This is a genomic window from Streptomyces sp. NPDC052496, from assembly GCF_040679095.1.
Taxonomy (GTDB): Bacteria; Actinomycetota; Actinomycetes; order Streptomycetales; family Streptomycetaceae; genus Streptomyces.
In genome coordinates, this window is sequence record NZ_JBFAUH010000021.1 from 103,024 (window position 1) to 121,476 (window position 18,453).

The window sequence follows — 18,453 nt, forward strand, 5'->3', positions numbered from 1 at the left end:
CCCGAGACCGGCTCACGGGCTGACGTTGCCGTACCGGCGCCTCCCCCACGATGGAACGGGCCGCCTTTCCCCGGCCCCGACGGCACCGACCGCCCCGACATTCGACAGGAGTCCCTTCTCGTGACCACCCACACCGGCGTTCCCACCGCCACCCGCGCCACGGTGGCCGCACGCGCCACGGATCTCACCAAGGTCTACGGACAGGGCGAGACCCAGGTGGTCGCGCTGGACAACGTGACCGTCGAGTTCCGGCAGGCCGAGTTCACCGCGATCATGGGCCCCTCGGGGTCCGGCAAGTCCACCCTCATGCACTGCATGGCCGGGCTGGACGCGATATCCCGCGGCTCGGCCCTGATCGGCAGCACCGAGCTGAACGGCCTGAAGGACAAGCACCTGACCCGGCTGCGCCGCGACAAGATCGGTTTCGTCTTCCAGGCGTTCAACCTGCTGCCGACGCTGACCGCGCTGGAGAACATCACGCTGCCCATGGACATCGCGGGCCGCAAGCCCGACCGGCAGTGGCTGGACCAGGTGGTCACGACCGTCGGCCTCTCCGGGCGGCTCAAGCACCGGCCGAGCCAGCTCTCCGGCGGCCAGCAGCAGCGGGTGGCGGTGGCCCGCGCGCTGGCCTCCCAGCCCGAGATCATCTTCGCCGACGAGCCGACCGGCAACCTCGACTCCCGCTCCGGCGCCGAGGTCCTGGGCTTCCTGCGCAACTCCGTACGGGAGCTGGGCCAGACCGTGGTGATGGTGACCCACGACCCGGTCGCCGCGGCCTACGCGGACCGGGTCGTCTTCCTCGCCGACGGCCGCATCGTCGACGACATGGCCGACCCGACCGCCGACCGGGTGCTGGAGCGCATGAAGGGCTTCGACGCACGGGGCCGGGTCAGCTGACCGGCACCAGCAGCCACCTTCCCGCCCCACTCCCCCAGGACCCCTCATGTTCCGTACCGCCTTGCGCAACGTGCTCGCGCACAAGGCCCGGCTGCTGATGACCGTCCTCGCCGTGATGCTCGGCGTGGCCTTCGTCTCCGGCACCCTGGTCTTCACCTCCACCCTCTCCGAGGCCACACAGAAGAGCTCGCAGAAGGGCTTGGACGGTGTCGACGTGGCCGTCCAGCCGCACCGCTCGGACGCCGCCGACGCCAAGCCCGGCAAGGCCCCCAGGCTGAGCCAGGCGCTCCTCGACCGGGTCGGCAAGGTCCCCGGCGCGGCCGGCGCCACCGGCACCGTCGACGGGTTCACCGCCGTCGCCGACAAGAAGGGCGAGCTGGCCGGCAACGGCACCAGCTCCCGCGGCCGCAACTACTACCCCGGCCCGGACGGCAAGGACGCCCGCTTCCCGATGACGTCCGGCACCGCCCCCCAGGGCGACCACGAGGTCGCGCTGGACTCCGGGACCGCCGAGAAGGCCGGCTACCGGGCCGGCGACACCGTACGGCTGTCCGTCGACGGCCCGGTCCGCGAGATGAAGATCTCCGGCATCTTCACCACCGACGACGGCGCGGTCTCCAGCGGCGGCAGCCTCGCGCTGTTCGACACCGCGACGGCGCAGAAGCTGTTCGCCGCGCCCGGCGAGTTCAGCGAGATCGACGTCAAGGCCGCGCCCGGCACCTCCCAGCAGGAGCTGAAGGCGGCGGTCGACAAGGTGCTGCCGGACACCGCGGAGGCGGTCACCGGCAAGAAGCTGGCCGACGACCAGGCCGAGATGATCGCCAAGAGCATGGACAGCATGAAGACCGGCCTGCTGGTCTTCGCCGGCATCGCGCTGTTCGTCGGCATCTTCATCATCGCCAACACCTTCACCATGCTGGTCGCCCAGCGCACCAAGGAACTGGCCCTGATGCGCGCGGTCGGCGCGAGCCGCCGCCAGGTCACCCGCTCGGTGCTCATCGAGGCGTTCGTGGTCGGCGCGGTGGCCGCCGTCACCGGTCTGCTGGCCGGCATCGGCATCGGCGCCGCACTGCGCGCCCTGACCGGCGCCCTCGGCACCGTCCCGGACGGACCGCTGGTCGTCTCCCCCTCGACCGTCGTCGTCTCGCTGCTGGTCGGCATCGTGGTGACGGTGCTCGCCGCCTGGCTGCCGGGCCGCCGCGCCGCGAAGATCCCGCCGGTCGCCGCGATGAACAGCGTGCACGCTGCGGCGTCCACGAAGTCCCTGGTGCTGCGCAACGCCATCGGCGCGGTGCTGGCCGCGGCGGGCACCGCCTGCGTACTGGGCGCCGTCTCGGTCGGCTCCGACGCGGGCAAGGCGCTGATGAGCCTGGGCGCCGGGCTGCTGCTGATCGGCGTCTTCGTGCTGACGCCGCTGCTGTCCCGCCCGCTGATCGCGGCCGCCGCACCCGTCCTGCGCGCCTTCGGCATCTCGGGCAAGCTGGCCCGCCAGAACGCGGTGCGCAACCCGCGCCGTACGGCCGCCACGGCCTCCGCCCTGATGATCGGGCTCACCCTGGTCACCGGCCTGACCGTGATCGCGGGCAGTGTCCAGAAGAGCGTCGACAAGATGGCGACCGACGCCCTGAAGGCGGACTACGTCGTCAGCATGGCGACCATGGGCCCGCTCTCCCCCGACGTGGCCAGGTCGCTGGCGGCCGACCCGCAGGTCACCGCCTCCAGCCCGCTGCGCAACGCCCCCGCCCGGATCGGCGGCGAGCCGGAGTACCTGACCGGGGTCGACGGCAAGGCGATCGGTGAGCTGACGGACCTGAAGTTCACCGCGGGCTCCTTCGACGGGCTCGGCACGCCGAAGGCGAACCGCGCGGTCGTCGACAGCGGCACCGCGAAGCACCACGGCTGGCAGGTCGGCTCGTCGTTCGAGACGACGTTCGAGGACGGCAAGAAGGGCCGGCTCACCGTCTCCGGTGTCTACGAGGGCAACGACATGCTCCAGGGCATCCTGCTCGACACCTCCGTGCTGGCCCCGCACCAGAAGCACCCCACCGACCTGCGGGTGCTGGTCAAGACGGCGGACGGCGCGACCGACGCCACCAAGGCCTCCCTGGTCAAGACCCTCGGCGAGAACCCGGCGATCTCCGTCCAGGACAAGAAGGACGTGTCCGAGGGCATCGCGCAGATGATCACCCTGATGCTGAACATGCTCTACAGGCTGCTCGCCATGGCCGTGATCGTCGCGGTGCTCGGGGTGGTCAACACCCTGGCCATGTCGGTCTTCGAACGGTCGCAGGAGATCGGCATGCTGCGGGCGATCGGTCTGGACCGGGCCGGCATCAAGCGGATGGTGCGGCTGGAGTCGCTGGTGATCGCACTGTTCGGCGGGGTCCTCGGCATCGGCCTGGGCGTCTTCTTCGGCTGGGCGGCCGGTGAGCTGATCGGCGCCTCGCTGGCCACGTACGAGCTGGTGCTCCCGTGGGGCCGGATGGGCATCTTCCTGGCGCTCGCCGCGGTGGTCGGCATGCTGGCCGCGCTGTGGCCGGCCCGCCGGGCCGCGAAGCTGAACATGCTGGCGGCGATCAAGGCCGAATGACCGGCCGGGACCGGACGGCCGGAACCGTCACGGCAGGGCCCCGGTGCCCGGACCGCCGAACAGCGGTCCGGGCGCCGGGGCCCTTGTGCGTACGGCCCTGGTTCAGCCGCGCCACTCCCGGGCGCGCAGCGGCAGCCCCGAGGTGCCGGGCTCCGGCGTACGGAGCGCCAGGACCTGGTTGACCCCGATGCGGTTGCGCTCGAAGGACAGCGCGGAGGCGGCCATGTACAGCCGCCACACCCGGGCCCGGCCCGGCGTCGTCAGCCGCACCGCCTCCTTCCAGCGCGCCTCCAGGTTGGCCACCCAGGCGCGCAGCGTCAGCGCGTAGTGCTCGCGGATCGCCTCCACGTCCCGTACCTCGAACCCGGCGTCCTCCAGCTGCCCGACGGTGCGGCCGACCGGGGCCAGCTCACCGTCCGGGAAGACGTACCGGTCGATGAACTCGTCGACGTGGTACGCGTCCTCGTCCGCCAGCGGGCGGCGGGCGATCTGGTGGTTGAGCAGGCGTCCGCCGGGCTTGAGGAGCGCGTACAGGTCGGCGGCGTACTCGGCGTAGCGGGCGCGGCCGACGTGTTCGGCCATGCCGATCGAGGAGATCGCGTCGAACGGCTCGTCGTGGACCTCGCGGTAGTCCTGGACGCGGATCTCGACGCGGTCGGCGAGGCCCGCCTCGGCGACGCGCTTGCGGCCGTACGTGGCCTGCTCCTCGGAGAGGGTGATGCCGACGACCCGTACGCCGTACTCGCGGGCGGCGTGCAGGGCCATCGAGCCCCAGCCGCAGCCCACGTCCAGCAGCCGCTCGCCCTCCTTCAGGCCGAGCTTGCGGCAGATCAGGTCCAGCTTGTCGCGCTGGGCCTCTTCCAGGGTGGCGTCGGGGCTCTCCCAGTAGGCGCACGAATAGACCATGGACGGGCCGAGCACCAGCTCGTAGAAGTCGTTGCCGACGTCGTAGTGGTGGCTGATGGCCTCCTTGTCACGGCGCAGCGTGTGCAGCGGGCCGTGGCTCTTGGGGGCCTCCTCGGCAGGCGGCTTGGGCGGTACGGGGATGCCCGCCAGCGCTACCAGGTCGCGGGCGGCGGCGCGGACCTCCGGCTTGGCGAGGGCTCGCAGAGCAGCGGCACGCCGCGGCTTCCCGGCCGCCGTACCGCGCTCCCAGATCATCCCGGACAGCAGGTCCAGCGCTTCGTACAGATCGCCCTCGACGTCGATGTCGCCGGCCACCCAGGCGCGCGCCAGGCCCAACTCGCCCGGCTTGAACAGGAGGCGGCGCAGGGCACGGCGGTTGCGTATCACCAGCACGGGCGCCCCCGGCGGGCCGTACTCGCTGCGGTCCCAGGCGCGGATGCGGACCGGGAGCGGGGCTCCCAGCACCTCCTCGGCGAGCTTGGAGAGCCGTCCAGCGGCGTCGGCCATGTCGCACACCTCCGTGTTGACGAGAAGGGCGAAGAAAGTTTCACCCACCACGTAAACGCCGTCCGGGCACCCGGTAGTCCCGTTCGTTCGTAAGGGAACAGCAAAACGGGGGCGGCGCGCCACAACGAATACGCCGAAGGGGCGGCCGCACCACGGATGGCGGCCGCCCCTTCGGCGGTGGTGTACGGGCGGCGTCCGCTGCCGGACGCCGCTCCCGACGGAGGGTCAGGAGGCCTTGGCCTCCGCCTTGTCGGCGCTCTTGGCCTTGTCGTCGGCCGCGGCGGCGGGCGCCGGGGCCGGCTTGGCGGCCTCGTAGAACTCCTCGCGCGGGTTCTCCATCGCGCCGAGCGAGGTGATCTCGCGCTTGAGGAACATGCCGAGGGTCCAGTCGGCGAAGACGCGGATCTTGCGGTTGAAGGTCGGCATCGCCATGCCGTGGTACGCGCGGTGCATGTACCAGGCCAGCCGGCCCTTCAGCTTGATCTTGGTCTTGCCCAGGACGATCATCGCGACGCCCTTGTGCAGGCCCAGGCCCGCGACCGCGCCCTTGTTGGCGTGGCTGTACTCCTTCTGCGGGAAGCCCCGCATGCCGGAGATCACGTTGTCGCCGAGGACCTTGGCCTGGCGCAGCGCGTGCTGGGCGTTCGGCGGGCACCAGGCGTTCTCGTTGCCCGCCTTGCGGCCGACGAGGTCCGGCACCTGGGCGTTGTCGCCCGCGGCCCAGATGTAGTCGGTGCCCTGCACCTGGAGGGTGGCCTGGGTGTCCACGTGACCGCGCGGGCCCAGCGGCAGACCGAAGCGGGAGAGCGCCGGGTTCGGCTTCACACCGGCGGTCCACACGATGGTGTTGGAGTCGACCTCCAGGTCGTTGCTCAGCACCACGTGGCCGTCGACGCAGGACTTGGTGCTGGTGCCGAGGTAGATCTCGACGCCCCGGCTCTCCAGGTGCTCCTTGCCGTACGCACCGAGCTTCGGGCCGACCTCGGGCAGGATCTTGTCCGCCACGTCGACCAGGATGAAGCGCATGTCCTCGCGCTTGACGTTCTTGTAGTACTTCGCGGCGTCGCGGGCCATGTCCTCGACCTCGCCGACGGTCTCCGCACCGGCGAAGCCGCCACCGACGAAGACGAAGGTCAGCGCCTTGCGGCGGACCTCCTCGTCGGTCGTGGAGTCAGCCTTGTCCAGCTGCTCCAGCACGTGGTTGCGCAGCCCGATGGCCTCCTCGATGCCCTTCATGCCGATGCCGTTCTCGGCCAGGCCGGGGATCGGGAAGGTACGGGAGACCGCGCCCATCGCGATGACCAGGTAGTCGAAGGGCAGCTCGTACGCCTCGCCCACCAGCGGGGCGATCGTGGCGACCTTGCGGTCCTGGTCGATGGTGGTGACGCGGCCGGTGAGGACCTCCGCCTTCGGGAGCACGCGTCGCAGCGGCACCACGACGTGGCGGGGAGAGATGCTGCCGGCAGCAGCTTCAGGGAGGAAGGGCTGGTACGTCATGTACGAGCGCGGGTCGACGACCGTGACCGTCGCCTCGCCGTACCGCATCTTCTTGAGGATGCGGCGTGCCGCGTACAAACCTACGTACCCACCGCCTACAACGAGGATCCTGGGACGCTCCGTGGTGCTCATGCAATCGAGTATCCACCCCCACTCGGAGCACCCCTCGTGAGCCCCTTCACAAGGTTGCGAAGGGCATCTGCTACACTCCGCGCCTCCGTGATCGACGCCATACCCCGAAGAGGGAACCACGCTCCCCTCCGAACCGTTGGACACCCCTGTTGATCAGGGATTGCGCACTCGGACCCCGGTGGACCACACGGTGCGTAAGGATCTCTTTAACACCGCTGAAACCGCACATTTTTGCGGCCCGGGGGACCTACGGCTCAAGATCTAGGGCCGACTGTCCGGTTTGTTCGCCCGACGGGCGCTTTTTTCATGTGAAGAGTTTCACGAACTTTCTCGCGGAAGGGGCCGTTCAGGCTCCTGGAAGGGGCCCTTCCGGCCCTGGCACCCACCGGCGGAAGGCGTCCCAGCGGCGGAGGCGGTGCTCGACCGGCGCGACACCTGCCGCAGCATCGGACAGCGGGCAGTCCGGAGCCCGCAGGCCCCGGACTGCCTCCGGCCGCAAGGTCAGGCGATGCTCCAGGCGATCCCGTCCAGAATGTCGTGCTCCGAGACCACGACCTCCTCCGCGCCCACCCGTTCCATGATCGACAGGAGGACCAGGGCGCCCGCGGCGATGACGTCGACGCGGCCGGGGTGCATGGCCGGGATGGCGGCGCGTTCTTCGTGGCTGGCGGTCAGGATGCGGTCGGTGATCTCGCGGACCTTGGGCAGGGGGATGCGCGCGTGGTGGATGGCGGTGGAGTCGTACGCGTGCAGGCCCAGGGCGATGGCGGCGACCGTGGTCACCGAGCCCGCCAGGCCGACGAGGGTGCGGGCCTCGGAAAGGGGGACGGCCTGCCCCGCCTCGTCCAGGGCGCGGTCGATGTCCGCCTTGATGGCGCTGATCTGCTCCTCGCCGGGCGGGTCGGCGATCGGCTTGCCGTCCCGTACGAGGTGGCGTTCGGTCATGCGGACGCAGCCGATGTCCACGGAGCGGGCGGCGCGTACGGCGTCGGAGCCGAGGACGAACTCGGTGGAGCCGCCGCCGATGTCGACGACCAGGTAGGGCGTCTCCTGGTCGGTGCGGCCGGTGAGCTCCTTGGTGGCGCCGGTGAAGGAGAACTCGGCCTCCTGGTCACCGGTGATCACCTCGGGCTCGACACCCAGGATGTCCACCACCCCGCGGACGAAGTCGTCGCGGTTCTCGGCGTCGCGGGAGGCGGAGGTCGCCACGAAGCGGAGGGACTCGGCGCCCAGCTCGCGGATCACCCCGGCGTACTCGCGGCAGGCCGCGAAGGTGCGCTCCAGGGCCTCGGGGGCCAGCCGGCCGGTGCGGTCCACGCCCTGGCCCAGGCGCACGATCGTCATCCGGCGGTCCAGGTCCTTCAGCTCGCCGGTCGCCGGGTCGAGGTCGGCGACGAGCAGCCGGATGGAGTTGGTGCCGCAGTCGATGGCGGCTACGCGCTTCATGCGGCCGGGTCTCCTTCGCCTTCGGCGGTGTCCGCGCACGGATTCACGCAGGGGCCCTTGCGCCACCACTGCGGCAGCATCGCGAGCGCCTCGTCGCCGAGCGGGTTGACGCCGGGGCCGGCCGCGAGCGAGTGGCCGACCAGGACGTGCAGGCACTTGACCCGGTCGGGCATGCCGCCCGCGCTGGGGAAGCCCTGGAGGACCTCGATGGCGTCCCGCCGCTGGATGTAGTCCTCGTGGGCGGCCCGGTACTTCGCGGCCAGCTCCGGGTCGCGGTCCAGCCGCTCGGTCATCTCCTTCATCACGCCGTTGGCCTCCAGCGTGCCGATCGCGGAGGCCGCGCGCGGGCAGGTGAGGTAGTACAGCGTGGGGAAGGGGGTGCCGTCCTCCAGGCGCGGGGCCGTCTCGACGACGTCCGGCTGCCCGCAGGGGCAGCGGTGCGCGATGGCGCGCAGACCGCGCGGCGGGCGGCCGAGCTGTTCCTTGAAGGCCGCGATGTCCGCATCGGTGGGCTCGGTGCGCTCGGTCTGCGGCGGGGGCATGAGGTGTTCAGACACGGACGTGGGTGCTTTCGGTCGTGGCGGTGATGGAGGGGCGGGGCGCCGTACGGCGGGCCGGACCGGGCGCGCGCCCCGGACAGGCTACTGGTCGGCGGCGTCCAGGCCGTCCCAGATGTTGTCGTACCAGGGGCGTTCCGCGGCGGCCCGGCCGCCGCGCCGCTTTCCGGTGCCGGAGCCGTCCTGGACGATGAAGCCGGTCTCGCCGGGCCGGACGTAGTGCAGGTGCTGCCGCGCCTGCTGCCGTACGTACTCGGGGTCCTGCCAGCGGGCCTTCTCGTCGCGCAGTTCGTCGGCGCGCCGCGCGGCCTGTTCCGCCTGGCGGCGCTGGTCGGCGATCTCGGCGCGCTGCGAGATGTACTGCCGGGTGGGGTAGGCGAGCGCGACGACCAGGGAGCACATCACCAGCGCGAGCAGCGCCGCCCGGCCGGTCAGGCGGCCCCGCCGGGGGCGGCGGGCACGCTGGACGCGGGCGGCGGCCTGTTCGCCGAGCGCCTTGAGCCGGGTCGCGGTGGAGAACCGTTCCGCGGACACGTCGCCTCCCCTTCGTCACCGGGCCGGGGCCGGCGCGGCCCGCAGCACGTACGTCCCCGGCAACGGTACGGGACCGCCGCCGGGGACGTACGTATTCACGGCTTCCGGGGCCGTTCGCGGCCCCCGGGGTCAGCCCTTGCGGGGCCGGTCAGCCCTCGAAGCGGAACCGCGGGAAGGCGGAGCGGCCCGCGTAGACCGCCGCGTCGTCGAGGATCTCCTCGATGCGCAGCAGCTGGTTGTACTTGGCGACGCGCTCGGAGCGGGCCGGGGCGCCGGTCTTGATCTGGCCGCAGTTGGTGGCGACGGCCAGGTCGGCGATGGTGACGTCCTCGGTCTCGCCGGAGCGGTGCGACATCATGCACTTGAAGCCGTTGCGCTGGGCCAGCTCGACGGCGTCCAGGGTCTCGGTCAGCGAGCCGATCTGGTTGACCTTGACCAGCAGGGCGTTGGCCGAGTTCTCCTCGATGCCGCGGGCCAGGCGCTCCGGGTTGGTGACGAACAGGTCGTCGCCCACCAGCTGCACCTTGGCGCCCAGGCGCTCGGTGATGACGTTCCAGCCGGCCCAGTCGTCCTCGAACAGCGGGTCCTCGATGGAGACCAGCGGGTACGCGGCGACGAGCTCCTCGTAGTACGAGGTCATCTGCTCGGCGGTGCGCTGCTGGCCCTCGAACTCGTAGACGCCGTCCTTGTAGAACTCGGAGGCGGCGACGTCGAGCGCGAGCGCGATGTCCTGGCCGGGGGTGTAACCGGCCTCCTTGATCGCTTCGAGGATCAGGTCCAGGGCCTCGCGGTTGGAGCCCAGGTTCGGGGCGAAGCCGCCCTCGTCGCCCAGGCCGGTGGCCAGGCCCTTGTTCTTCAGGACCTTCTTGAGGGTGTGGTAGACCTCGGCGCCCCAGCGCAGGGCCTCGGAGAAGGACTCCGCGCCGATCGGGGCGATCATGAATTCCTGGATGTCCACGTTGGAGTCGGCGTGCGAGCCGCCGTTCAGGATGTTCATCATCGGGACCGGCAGCACGTGGGCGTTGGGGCCGCCCAGGTAGCGGAACAGCGGCAGGTCGCTGGCCTCGGAGGCGGCGTGCGCGACGGCCAGGGAGACGCCGAGGATGGCGTTGGCGCCGAGCGAGCCCTTGTTGTCGGTGGCGTCCAGGTCGAACATGGCCTGGTCGATCAGGCGCTGCTCGGTGGCGTCGTAGCCGACGAGCTCCGGGCCGATCTGCTCGATGACCGCGAGGACGGCCTTCTCCACGCCCTTGCCCAGGTAGCGGGCCGGGTCACCGTCGCGCAGCTCGATGGCCTCGAAGGCGCCGGTCGAGGCGCCGGACGGGACGGCGGCACGGCCGGTGCTGCCGTCGTCGAGGCCGACCTCGACCTCGACCGTGGGATTGCCTCGCGAGTCGAGAATCTCGCGAGCTACGACGACGTCGATGGACGGCACGTTGTCTCCTTCATGGGTGTCTGGAGTTCTGCAGCACGAGCCTAACGGCCTCCGGGGGTTCCGCTCGCCGCCAGCCCGGCCCTTGGGACGAATACACCCGCAAAGCCCCAGTTCACGGGACGTATGGGGGCAATGTTCGCTGAACGGAGAAGTCGGCGGACGGGGTGGCCCCCGGCGGCCGGACGGGGAAACGGAGAAGCCCCGCCGCGGCGCGTGCGGGGGAACAGGCGCCGGGGCGGGGCGGTCTCACAGGAAGAGCGGGTTTCCGGGGAAGAGCGGATTCCCGGGGTGAGCGGCCCCCGGGGGTCCGGGCGGCCCGTACGTACCGCCGTACGTACGGAGCGCCACGGTCACCCGGGACTCTTCAGGGCCGGACCGGCTCAGACGGCCAGCTTCTGGCCCGGGAAGATCAGGTTGGGGTTGCCGCCGATGACGGACTTGTTGTTCTCGTAGACCGACTTCCAGTTGGTGCCGTGGGAAGCGGCGATCTTGGCGAGGGTGTCACCGGACTTGACGGTGTAGTTGCCCTGGGGGTTCGACTTCGGCGTCGACTGGTGCGACGGGGCCGGGGCCTTGCGGGCCTCGGACCGCGAGGTGTTCTGCGGCGCGGAGTAGGAACGGTAGGACTTGTGCGACTTGTGCGACTTGTGCGAGCTGCTGCCCTGCGACGAGCCGCCGTCGGCCTTGGCGTTCGCGTTGCCCTTGCCGAGGTGGCCGCCGGCGCAGGTCCAGGCGCCCGGGCCCTGGATGGCGAGCAGGCGCTCGGCCGCGGCGATCTGCTGGCTCTTGCTGGCCTGGTCGGCGCGCGGGGCGTACTTGGTACCGCCGGCGGCGGCCCAGCTGGAGTTCGAGAACTGCAGGCCACCGTAGTAGCCGTTGCCGGTGTTGATGGACCAGTTGCCACCGGACTCGCACTGGGCGACGGCGTCCCAGTTGTTGCCCGCGGCGGAGGCGGAGGTGGCGCCCATCAGCGGGACGGCCACCGCGGCACCGGCGACACCCGCCAGGGTGGCGACGCGGACGGCCTTGGAGGGACGGCGGTGCTTGCCCTTGGTGTTCAGCATGGTTGTTCCTCACCGACGCCTGCGAGGTGAGCTGTCGGGTTCGGGCCATGTGAGTTGCCCGGCCGTGTGTGCTTCACACATGGCTTCACCCCAAGCCGGTTGGACCCGCTTCCGCGGGCGGGGCCGGCGCTTACCTTGGTTCCCCCGCTCCTGCCTTCGGCGCTCTCGCGTCGAGTGACCTCCGACCACCGGCAGGATTCGGCGTGTGATCGAAGGGCCCGCTTTGGCGAGCGATGAAGACGGTAAACAGGAACACCCCGCGGGTTCAAACCCCTACATCTGAGGCCAGTTGGCCCCCAGACATCACAGGATCATCACATTTCCGCAGGTCGTCGCAGGTTTGGAAACAACGGACGGGACGGTCACCGCGGTCCCGAACGAGATCCATGTCTCACTTTCACCAAAGCGGGCAAATGCCTGCGAACTACCGCTGCTCGGCAGCCAGGTCGAGGCGCTGACCAGGGTGGATAAGGTCCGGATCGCCCCCGATGACACCTTTGTTGGCCTCGTAGAGCGCCGGCCAGCCGCCGGAGACCCCGCGGTCCTCCGCGATGGCTGACAGGTTGTCACCAGGCCGCACGGCGTAGTCACCTGGCGCGCCCGGGTCCGTACGGTGCGCGTCGCCGCCCCGCGAGGGGTGCCCCCCGCCGGACCGGCCCGCGTCACCGGAGCCCGCGCCCGTACCCGTCCCTGTGTCGCCCGTCCCGGCGCCCGTCCCCGCCCCCGCGCCGGTACCGGCCCCGTCCCCGGGCTGTCCGCGGTGCTTGCCCTTCGAGGGCGGCGTGGTGGGGCTCGTGGAGGCGCCGCCGTCCGGGTCGGCGGGGTGCGACGGGTCTTCCGTACGCCCCGTACCGGACGGGTCGGGCGTACGGGACGGATCCGGCGTCCCCGCCGGGCCGGTGGGCGACGGCTTCGGCTGCGGGGTGCCCTTGTCGCCGGACTCCGGTGTCCCGGACGGCTCGGACGGCTTCGAGGAGGGCGACGGGGTGGTGGGGGCCGGCGAGGAGGGCCGCGGGGTCGGCGTGGCCGTGCTGCCCGGGTCGACGTCCGGCCCGCTGCCGCCCTGCTTGAGTCCCGCGTTCACCGCGCAGCTCGGCCAGGTGTCGGGGCCGCGCGCGGCGAGTATCGACTCGGCGACGGCCATCTGCTGCGAGCGGCTGGCCAGATCGGGGCGCGAGGCGTACGCCGGGCCGCCGTACTGGTCCCACATCTCCTGGGTCAGCTGCAGCCCGCCGTAGAAGCCGTTGCCGCTGTTGGCGCTCCACATCCCGCTGCTCTCGCACTGCGCGACACGGTCCCAGGTGGCCGCGTCGGCGGCGTTGGCGCTGCTCGCGGCGAGCAGCGGCATGGCGAGGGCGCCGCCGGCGACTCCCGCCGTGACGAAGATGGCCGGAGCCTGACGGGGGCGTCGGTGACGGCCGTTCCCGGAGCGCATGCGGTTGCCTTTCGAGCGGCGGTTGAGTTGTCGTCGAAAGACCGGCACCGCCGGCTGTGTGGCCGTTACACCTGCCACGCCGCCCGTCCCGGCCTTTCAGACGGATGAAAGTAGCGGGGCCGCCCGCTCGTCACAAGCCGGTGTAGCGGAGATCACGCGCAGGTCACGGCCTGACGTCAGGTCACTTCCGTACGGGCGTGAACTCCACCGGCAGGGCCCGCAGCCCCCGCATGATCAGCCCACCGCGCCAGCGCAGCTCCTCCGGTTCCGCGCCGAGCCGGAGGTCCGGCAGCCGGGTCAGCAGGGTGGCTATCGCGGTCTGGCCTTCCAGGCGGGCCAGCGGCGCGCCCAGGCAGTAGTGGATGCCGTGGCCGTACCCGAGGTGCTGGTTGTCACGGCGGGTCAGGTCCAGGACGTCGGGGCCGGCGAAGCGCTCCGGATCCCGGTCGGCGGCGGCCAGGACGACCAGGACCGGGTCGCCCTCGGCGATCCGCTGCCCGCCGACGGTGAGGTCCTGGGTGGCGAAGCGCCAGGTGGCCAGCTCGACCGGGCCGTCGTAGCGCAGCAGCTCCTCCACGCCGGTGGCGAGCAGCCCGTCGTCGCCCGTGCGGGCGGCCTGCTGGAGGAGTGCGCGCTGCTCGGGGTGGCGCAGCAGCTGGTACACGCCGTTGCCGATGAGGTTGACGGTGGTCTCGAAGCCGGCGAACAGCAGGATGAAGGCCATCGCGGCGGCCTCGTTCTCGGTCAGGTGTTCGCCGTGGTCGGAGGCGCGGATCAGACCGGAGATCAGGTCGTCGTCGCCCTCGTCGCCGAGGGTCTCGCGCTTGCGGTGGATCAGCTCGGCGAGGTAGCCGCGCATCTTCTTGACCGACCGGGCGACGCCGCCGCGCGGCCCTTGGCCGTGCCGGATCATCATCCCGGCCCAGTCCCGGAAGTCGTCCTGGTCCTCGCGCGGGACGCCGAGCAGGTCGCAGATGGCGTAGATGGGCAGCGGGAAGGCGAACTCGTGGATCAGGTCGGCCTCGCCGCGCTCCGCGAAGGAGTCGATGAACGCGTCGGTCAGCTCCTGTACGCGCGGCGCGAACCGGGCGATGCGGCGCGGCGTGAACGCCTTGGAGACCAGCCGGCGCAGCCGGGTGTGGTCCGGCGGGTCGATGTTGAGCAGGTGCGTCATGAGGTTCGCGCCGCGCTCGCCGGGGATGCCGACCTTGCCCTTGCCGTGCGCGGCCTCGCTGTGGTGCACCGGGTTCTTCGACAGCCGGGTGTCGGCCAGCGCCTGCCGGGCGTCCCCGTACCGGGTCACCAGCCAGGCCTCGACGCCGCTGGGCAGCCGCGTACGGTGCACCGGCGCGTGCTCGCGCAGCCAGGCGTACGCCGGGTACGGGTCGGAGGCGAACTCCCACGTGAACAGCTCGGGGCAGGGCGGGACGGCCGCCGTGCCGGGGCCGGTCACGGGGCAGGCGGGCCCGGCCCCGGAAGGGGCGGCGGGCCGCTCGTCGGAGGGGAAGGGGGTCTGCGGTCGCACCCCTCGACGTTAACCGCTGCCGAAGGACCCGCTGTGCCCGTCCTGCCAGCGGCTGCGCTCCCGGTCCTGGTCCTCGCCGTGGCGGGTGGGGGCGTTGCCGTAGTCGGACAGTTCGTGCGGGGTCAGCCGGTGGTCGCCGCCGCGCGGCACCTCGTTGGGGTCGCGCAGCTCGCTCTCGTACCCGGTCGGGTCCTTGGGCGGCGTCGGCTGGGTCTCCGGCTCGGGCGGGTCGGGCTCCCGGTCCCGGCGGCGCCTGCCGTAGACCACGGCGAGGATCAGTCCCACGACGATGACGATCCCGGCGATCAGCGGACCGGTGCCGACGACCATGTCCCGCGTGAGGTCCACGGCCTGCTGGACGGCGGTGCCGTCCTGGGGCGGTGTGGTCGAAGCGATCGTTGCTGTCATTGGATCCGGGTACCCGGGTCGGCGGGGACGATGCGCGGGCGGGTACCGGCACCGGACCGCAGGCCGGGTACGGGGTCGAAAGCGCAGGTCAGCGGCTTGGCGTGGGGCTCATGTCCCCCGGGCGGCGGGCCCCGGGTCCGGCCCGGAAGGGTCCACGCCGAGCGCTTCCAGGAAGGCCGCGGCGGCCGGGGAAGGGCCCCGCGCGCTCCAGACGACGCGTTCGACCCGGGCGGGCGCGTCGGGGACGCGCACCACGCTCAGCCCGGTCAGTTCGGCGGCGAACGCCTGCGGCACCATGCCGATGCCGAGCCCGGCCCGCACCAGCTTGGCCAGGAACTCCACGGTGGTCACCTCGAAGGTCACCTCGGTCGTCAGGCCCGCCGCGCGGAACGCGTCGTCCCGCTGGCGGCGCGCCGCCGAGCCGGCCGTGAAGTCCACGAAGGTCTCCTCGGCCAGCCGTCGCAGGTCCTTCCACTCCTGGCCCGCCAGCGGGTGGTCCGGCGGTACGACGGCCACCAGCTCCCCGTGGGCCAGCGCCCGTTCCCGTACGCCCTGGCTGCGGGCGCCCGGCACCAGGCCGATGAAGGCGACGTCCAGCACGCCCTGCCGGACCTGCTCGGTGAGCTGCTCGCTCATCTCCGTGCGCAGGCTGATCCGCACCTGCGGGTAGCGGGCGCGGTAGGCGCCCAGCTCACGGGCCAGGTCGACGGCCGCGACGGTGGAGATCGCCCCTACCGCCAGCCGGCCGCGCACCTCGCCGGCCGCCGCCTCCACCTCGGCGCGGGCCCGCTCGGCCGCCTCCAGCGCCTGCCGGGCGACCGGCACGAACGCCTCGCCCGCGGCCGTCAGCCGCACGCTGCGGCTCGTACGGTGGAAGAGCCGGGCGCCGAGCTCCTTCTCCAGGCGGGCGATCTGGTGGCTGAGCGCGGACTGCACGACGTGGCAGCGTTCGGCGGCCCGGGTGAAGCCGCCGGTCTCGGCGACCGCGACCACGTACCGCATCTGTTGCAGCTCCATGCGGCGAGCGTAGCCAGCGGGTGGCGGCGGCCGTCGGCCGCGTCACGGCCACCGTCCGATCGTGCTCCGCGATGGATGGGATGACAGGTATGCATTGGACTCATCGACCGGAGCACCGGAAGCTGAGGGACGGAGCAACACCGACGGGGTGGCGCGGCGTACGGAAAGAGATCTGATGGCTTCCCAGGAAGAGGGGCAGCGCGGGCTGGGGCGCGGCACGCTGCTGCTGATGTCCGTGGCGACCGGACTGTCGGTCGCGGGCAACTACTTCGCCCAGCCGCTGCTGGACGTCATCGGCCACGACCTGCGCCTGGGGGCGGCCACCACGGCGCTGGTGGTGACCGTCGCGCAGGTCGGCTACGGGCTCGGGCTGCTGCTGCTCGTACCGCTCGGCGACCTGCTGGAGCGGCGGCGGCTGGCGGTGGGCCTGTGCGCGGCCACCGCGGTCTTCCTGACCGTGACGGCGAGCGCGCCCAACGGGACGCTGCTGCTGATCGGCACCGCGCTGACCGGCCTGTCCTCCGTCGCCGCCCAGGTCGTCGTCCCGTACGCGGCCTCCCTGGCGCCGCCCGCAGAGCGCGGCCGTACGGTCGGCACCGTCATGACCGGGCTGCTGCTGGGCATCCTGCTGGCCCGTACGGCGGCCGGGCTGCTGGCCGACCTCGGCGGCTGGCGCACCGTCTACTGGGTCAACGCCGCTCTGATGCTGCTGATGGCGGTCCTGCTGCGGCTGCGGCTGCCCGCGCTGCACACCGCCGCCGGACTGCGCTACCCCGCGCTGATCCGCTCCACGGTCGCCCTCTTCGTCCAGGAACCGGTACTGCGTTGGCGGGCCGCGCTCGGCGCGCTGTCCTTCGCCGCGTTCAGCGTGCTGTGGACGGCGGTCGCCTTCCTGCTCTCCGGCCCCTCCTACGGGTGGTCGGAATCGGCGATCGGGCTGCTGGGCCTGGTGGGCGCGGCCGGCTCGCTGTCCGCCTCGGTCGGCGGGCGGCTCGCCGACCGGGGCCTGGCCCACCGGGTCACCGGCGTGGGCGGGTTCCTGCTGCTCGGTTCGTGGGGGCTGCTGGCGGCCGGCGGTACGGGCGGCGCCTGGTCGCTGGCGGCCCTGCTGGCCGGCGTCATTGTGCTGGACGCGGCGGTGCAGGCCGTGCACATCAGCAACCAGAACCTGGTCTACGCGGTGCGCCCCGAGGCCCGTAACCGCCTCAACTCCGCCTACATGACCAGTTACTTCGTCGGCGGCGCGGCCGGCTCGGCGCTCACCTCGGCGGTGTGGGGCGCGGCCGGCTGGGGCGGGGTGTGCGCCGTGGGCGTGGCGGTGAGCGCGGCCGTGGCCGCCGTCTGGACGGCCGAACGGCTGCGGCACCGGGGCGCCCGGTCCGGGCCTCAGTCCGCGGCGCCGGAGGCGGCCTCCTCGGCGGACCGGATGGCGTCCCGGTAGGTACGGGCGGCGGCGCGCAGCGCGGTCTCCGGGTCCGTGCCGGCGGCTTCGGCCCGTACGGCGAGGGCGAGCAGGTCGTACCCGATGCCCTCGCCCGCCGGGAGGGCGTCGATGCCGGCCGTACGCGCCCGCGAGGCCAGCTTGCCGGCCAGCGCCAGGGCGGGCTGGCCGAGCGGGATGCCTTCGGTGACCGAGGCACGCCGCTTCTCGTCCGCCTTCACGCGCAGCCAGTGAGCCCGCACGTCCTCGGGGGTGCGGGCCTCGTCCTCCCCGAAGATGTGCGGATGGCGGTTGATCAGCTTCTCCACGAGCGTGCCCGCCACGTCGTCGACGGAGAACGGCTCGTCCGGGTCGTCCTGGGCGATCCGGGCGTGGAAGACGACCTGGAGGAGGACGTCACCCAGCTCCTCGCGCAGCGCCTCCCGGTCGCCCTCCTCGATCGCCTCGACCAGCTCGTACATCTCCTCGATGCCGTACTTCGCCAGGTCCTCGTGGGTGCGCACCCCGCTCCACGGGCACTCCCGGCGGATCCGGTCCATGATCTGTACGAGGTCGAGCAGGCGGGCGCCCGGCAGGTCGTAGGAGCCGGGCAGCAGCTCCAGGTCCGGCATGGTCTCCCGGCCCGAGCCGGCCATCCGGGCGAGCCCGTCGGTCAGCTCCGTGTCCCCGTCGGCCGAGGTGATCACGACGGCCGTACGGTCCCCGGTCCGGCAGAACTCCACCAGCTCCCGGGCCCCGGGCACGCCCGCCTCGACCGCGACGCCCGCCTCACGCAGATACGGCAGCTGCGGGTGGGCGTCGTCGGCGCACAGCACGCGGTCGGCGGCGCGCAGCGTCTGCCACGCGGGCCAGGACAGCAGGCCGGGCGCGACCCGATGGCTGGTCGTGAGCAGGACCAGGCGGCCGGGGGCGGGGGTCTGCGGTGTGCCGGGGGCGTCGGTGGCGTCAGCGTTCACCCGACGAACGTAACGCACGGCACTGACAGCGCGGCGGCCCGGCGGGGGGGCGTCGCGGGGACGGGGACCGGCACGGGCCCGGCCTCCGCGTATGGACTACGCGCCC

15 protein-coding genes and 1 riboswitch are annotated in these 18,453 nt (G+C 72.3%); of the genes, 3 read left to right on the top strand and 12 right to left on the bottom strand.

Going from position 1 to position 18,453, the window contains the following annotated elements; translation table 11 throughout:
- Positions 1–120 precede the first annotated feature (120 nt).
- Both AB0L45_RS26445 and AB0L45_RS26450 read left to right on the top strand, forming a co-directional pair.
- Positions 121–897 (top strand): ABC transporter ATP-binding protein, encoded by a 777-nt coding sequence (locus tag AB0L45_RS26445; RefSeq protein WP_365844060.1) that lies wholly within the window; start codon positions 121–123, stop codon positions 895–897.
- 46 nt (positions 898–943) lie between these two features.
- On the top strand, positions 944–3,487 hold the full coding sequence (locus AB0L45_RS26450) for an FtsX-like permease family protein (RefSeq protein WP_365844062.1): 2,544 nt from the start codon (positions 944–946) through the stop codon (positions 3,485–3,487).
- Positions 3,488–3,589: 102 nt separating this feature from the next.
- Here the strand turns inward: AB0L45_RS26450 and AB0L45_RS26455 are convergent, their stop codons facing one another.
- The 11 genes from AB0L45_RS26455 to AB0L45_RS26505 form a co-directional block, all read right to left on the bottom strand.
- Positions 3,590–4,900 carry a cyclopropane-fatty-acyl-phospholipid synthase family protein gene (locus AB0L45_RS26455; RefSeq protein ID WP_365844198.1) on the bottom strand — a complete coding sequence of 437 codons (1,311 nt, stop codon included), beginning with the start codon at positions 4,898–4,900 and terminating at the stop codon, positions 3,590–3,592.
- Positions 4,901–5,125: 225 nt separating this feature from the next.
- Positions 5,126–6,529: an NAD(P)/FAD-dependent oxidoreductase gene (locus AB0L45_RS26460; protein WP_365844064.1), complete on the bottom strand. Its 1,404-nt coding sequence runs from the start codon at positions 6,527–6,529 to the stop codon at positions 5,126–5,128.
- Positions 6,530–7,030: 501 nt separating this feature from the next.
- A complete protein-coding gene (locus AB0L45_RS26465; protein WP_365844066.1) occupies positions 7,031–7,975 on the bottom strand; it encodes a Ppx/GppA phosphatase family protein in 945 nt (314 codons plus the stop codon).
- Positions 7,972–8,517 (bottom strand): DUF501 domain-containing protein, encoded by a 546-nt coding sequence (locus AB0L45_RS26470; RefSeq protein ID WP_365844200.1) that lies wholly within the window; start codon positions 8,515–8,517, stop codon positions 7,972–7,974. Before AB0L45_RS26470 ends, AB0L45_RS26465 begins: the two co-directional genes overlap by 4 nt.
- Before the next feature lie 99 nt (positions 8,518–8,616).
- Positions 8,617–9,066, bottom strand: coding sequence for a septum formation initiator family protein (locus AB0L45_RS26475; RefSeq protein WP_365844068.1), 450 nt, complete (start codon positions 9,064–9,066; stop codon positions 8,617–8,619).
- 148 nt (positions 9,067–9,214) lie between these two features.
- Positions 9,215–10,501, bottom strand: a complete 1,287-nt coding sequence (eno, locus tag AB0L45_RS26480) for a phosphopyruvate hydratase (RefSeq protein ID WP_365844070.1) — start codon at positions 10,499–10,501, stop codon at positions 9,215–9,217.
- 380 nt (positions 10,502–10,881) lie between these two features.
- Entirely contained in the window at positions 10,882–11,565 is a 684-nt protein-coding gene (locus AB0L45_RS26485) for a transglycosylase family protein (protein WP_365844072.1), read from the bottom strand.
- Between the two features lies 1 nt (position 11,566).
- Positions 11,567–11,779, bottom strand: a riboswitch (cyclic di-AMP (ydaO/yuaA leader).
- 210 nt (positions 11,780–11,989) lie between these two features.
- A complete protein-coding gene (locus AB0L45_RS26490) occupies positions 11,990–13,000 on the bottom strand; it encodes a transglycosylase family protein (protein WP_365844074.1) in 1,011 nt (336 codons plus the stop codon).
- Between the two features lie 181 nt (positions 13,001–13,181).
- Positions 13,182–14,453 (bottom strand): cytochrome P450, encoded by a 1,272-nt coding sequence (locus tag AB0L45_RS26495; protein ID WP_365844202.1) that lies wholly within the window; start codon positions 14,451–14,453, stop codon positions 13,182–13,184.
- Positions 14,454–14,534: 81 nt separating this feature from the next.
- Positions 14,535–14,933, bottom strand: a complete 399-nt coding sequence (locus AB0L45_RS26500) for a DUF6479 family protein (RefSeq protein ID WP_365844076.1) — start codon at positions 14,931–14,933, stop codon at positions 14,535–14,537.
- Between the two features lie 108 nt (positions 14,934–15,041).
- A complete protein-coding gene (locus tag AB0L45_RS26505) occupies positions 15,042–15,950 on the bottom strand; it encodes a LysR family transcriptional regulator (protein ID WP_365844078.1) in 909 nt (302 codons plus the stop codon).
- Between the two features lie 175 nt (positions 15,951–16,125).
- Between AB0L45_RS26505 and AB0L45_RS26510 the strand changes: the two genes are divergently transcribed.
- Complete coding sequence (locus AB0L45_RS26510; protein ID WP_365844080.1) at positions 16,126–17,391, top strand: MFS transporter; 1,266 nt, start codon at positions 16,126–16,128, stop codon at positions 17,389–17,391.
- On the opposite strand, the gene AB0L45_RS26515 is transcribed toward AB0L45_RS26510, so the two are convergent.
- The gene (locus tag AB0L45_RS26515) at positions 17,337–18,347 is read right to left on the bottom strand and encodes a nucleoside triphosphate pyrophosphohydrolase (protein WP_365844082.1); all 1,011 of its coding nucleotides are present in this window, start codon (positions 18,345–18,347) and stop codon (positions 17,337–17,339) included. The genes AB0L45_RS26510 and AB0L45_RS26515 overlap by 55 nt on opposite strands.
- Positions 18,348–18,453 lie beyond the last annotated feature (106 nt).

Coding starts and splice junctions, on each gene's coding strand:
- AB0L45_RS26450 (WP_365844062.1), top strand. CDS start 944: ATGTTCCGTACCGCCTTGCGCAACGTGCTCGCGCACAAGGCCCGGCTG.
- AB0L45_RS26455 (WP_365844198.1), bottom strand. CDS start 4,900: ATGGCCGACGCCGCTGGACGGCTCTCCAAGCTCGCCGAGGAGGTGCTG.
- AB0L45_RS26460 (WP_365844064.1), bottom strand. CDS start 6,529: ATGAGCACCACGGAGCGTCCCAGGATCCTCGTTGTAGGCGGTGGGTAC.
- AB0L45_RS26465 (WP_365844066.1), bottom strand. CDS start 7,975: ATGAAGCGCGTAGCCGCCATCGACTGCGGCACCAACTCCATCCGGCTG.
- AB0L45_RS26470 (WP_365844200.1), bottom strand. CDS start 8,517: ATGCCCCCGCCGCAGACCGAGCGCACCGAGCCCACCGATGCGGACATC.
- AB0L45_RS26485 (WP_365844072.1), bottom strand. CDS start 11,565: ATGCTGAACACCAAGGGCAAGCACCGCCGTCCCTCCAAGGCCGTCCGC.
- AB0L45_RS26490 (WP_365844074.1), bottom strand. CDS start 13,000: ATGCGCTCCGGGAACGGCCGTCACCGACGCCCCCGTCAGGCTCCGGCC.
- AB0L45_RS26500 (WP_365844076.1), bottom strand. CDS start 14,933: ATGACAGCAACGATCGCTTCGACCACACCGCCCCAGGACGGCACCGCC.
- AB0L45_RS26505 (WP_365844078.1), bottom strand. CDS start 15,950: ATGGAGCTGCAACAGATGCGGTACGTGGTCGCGGTCGCCGAGACCGGC.
- AB0L45_RS26510 (WP_365844080.1), top strand. CDS start 16,126: ATGGCTTCCCAGGAAGAGGGGCAGCGCGGGCTGGGGCGCGGCACGCTG.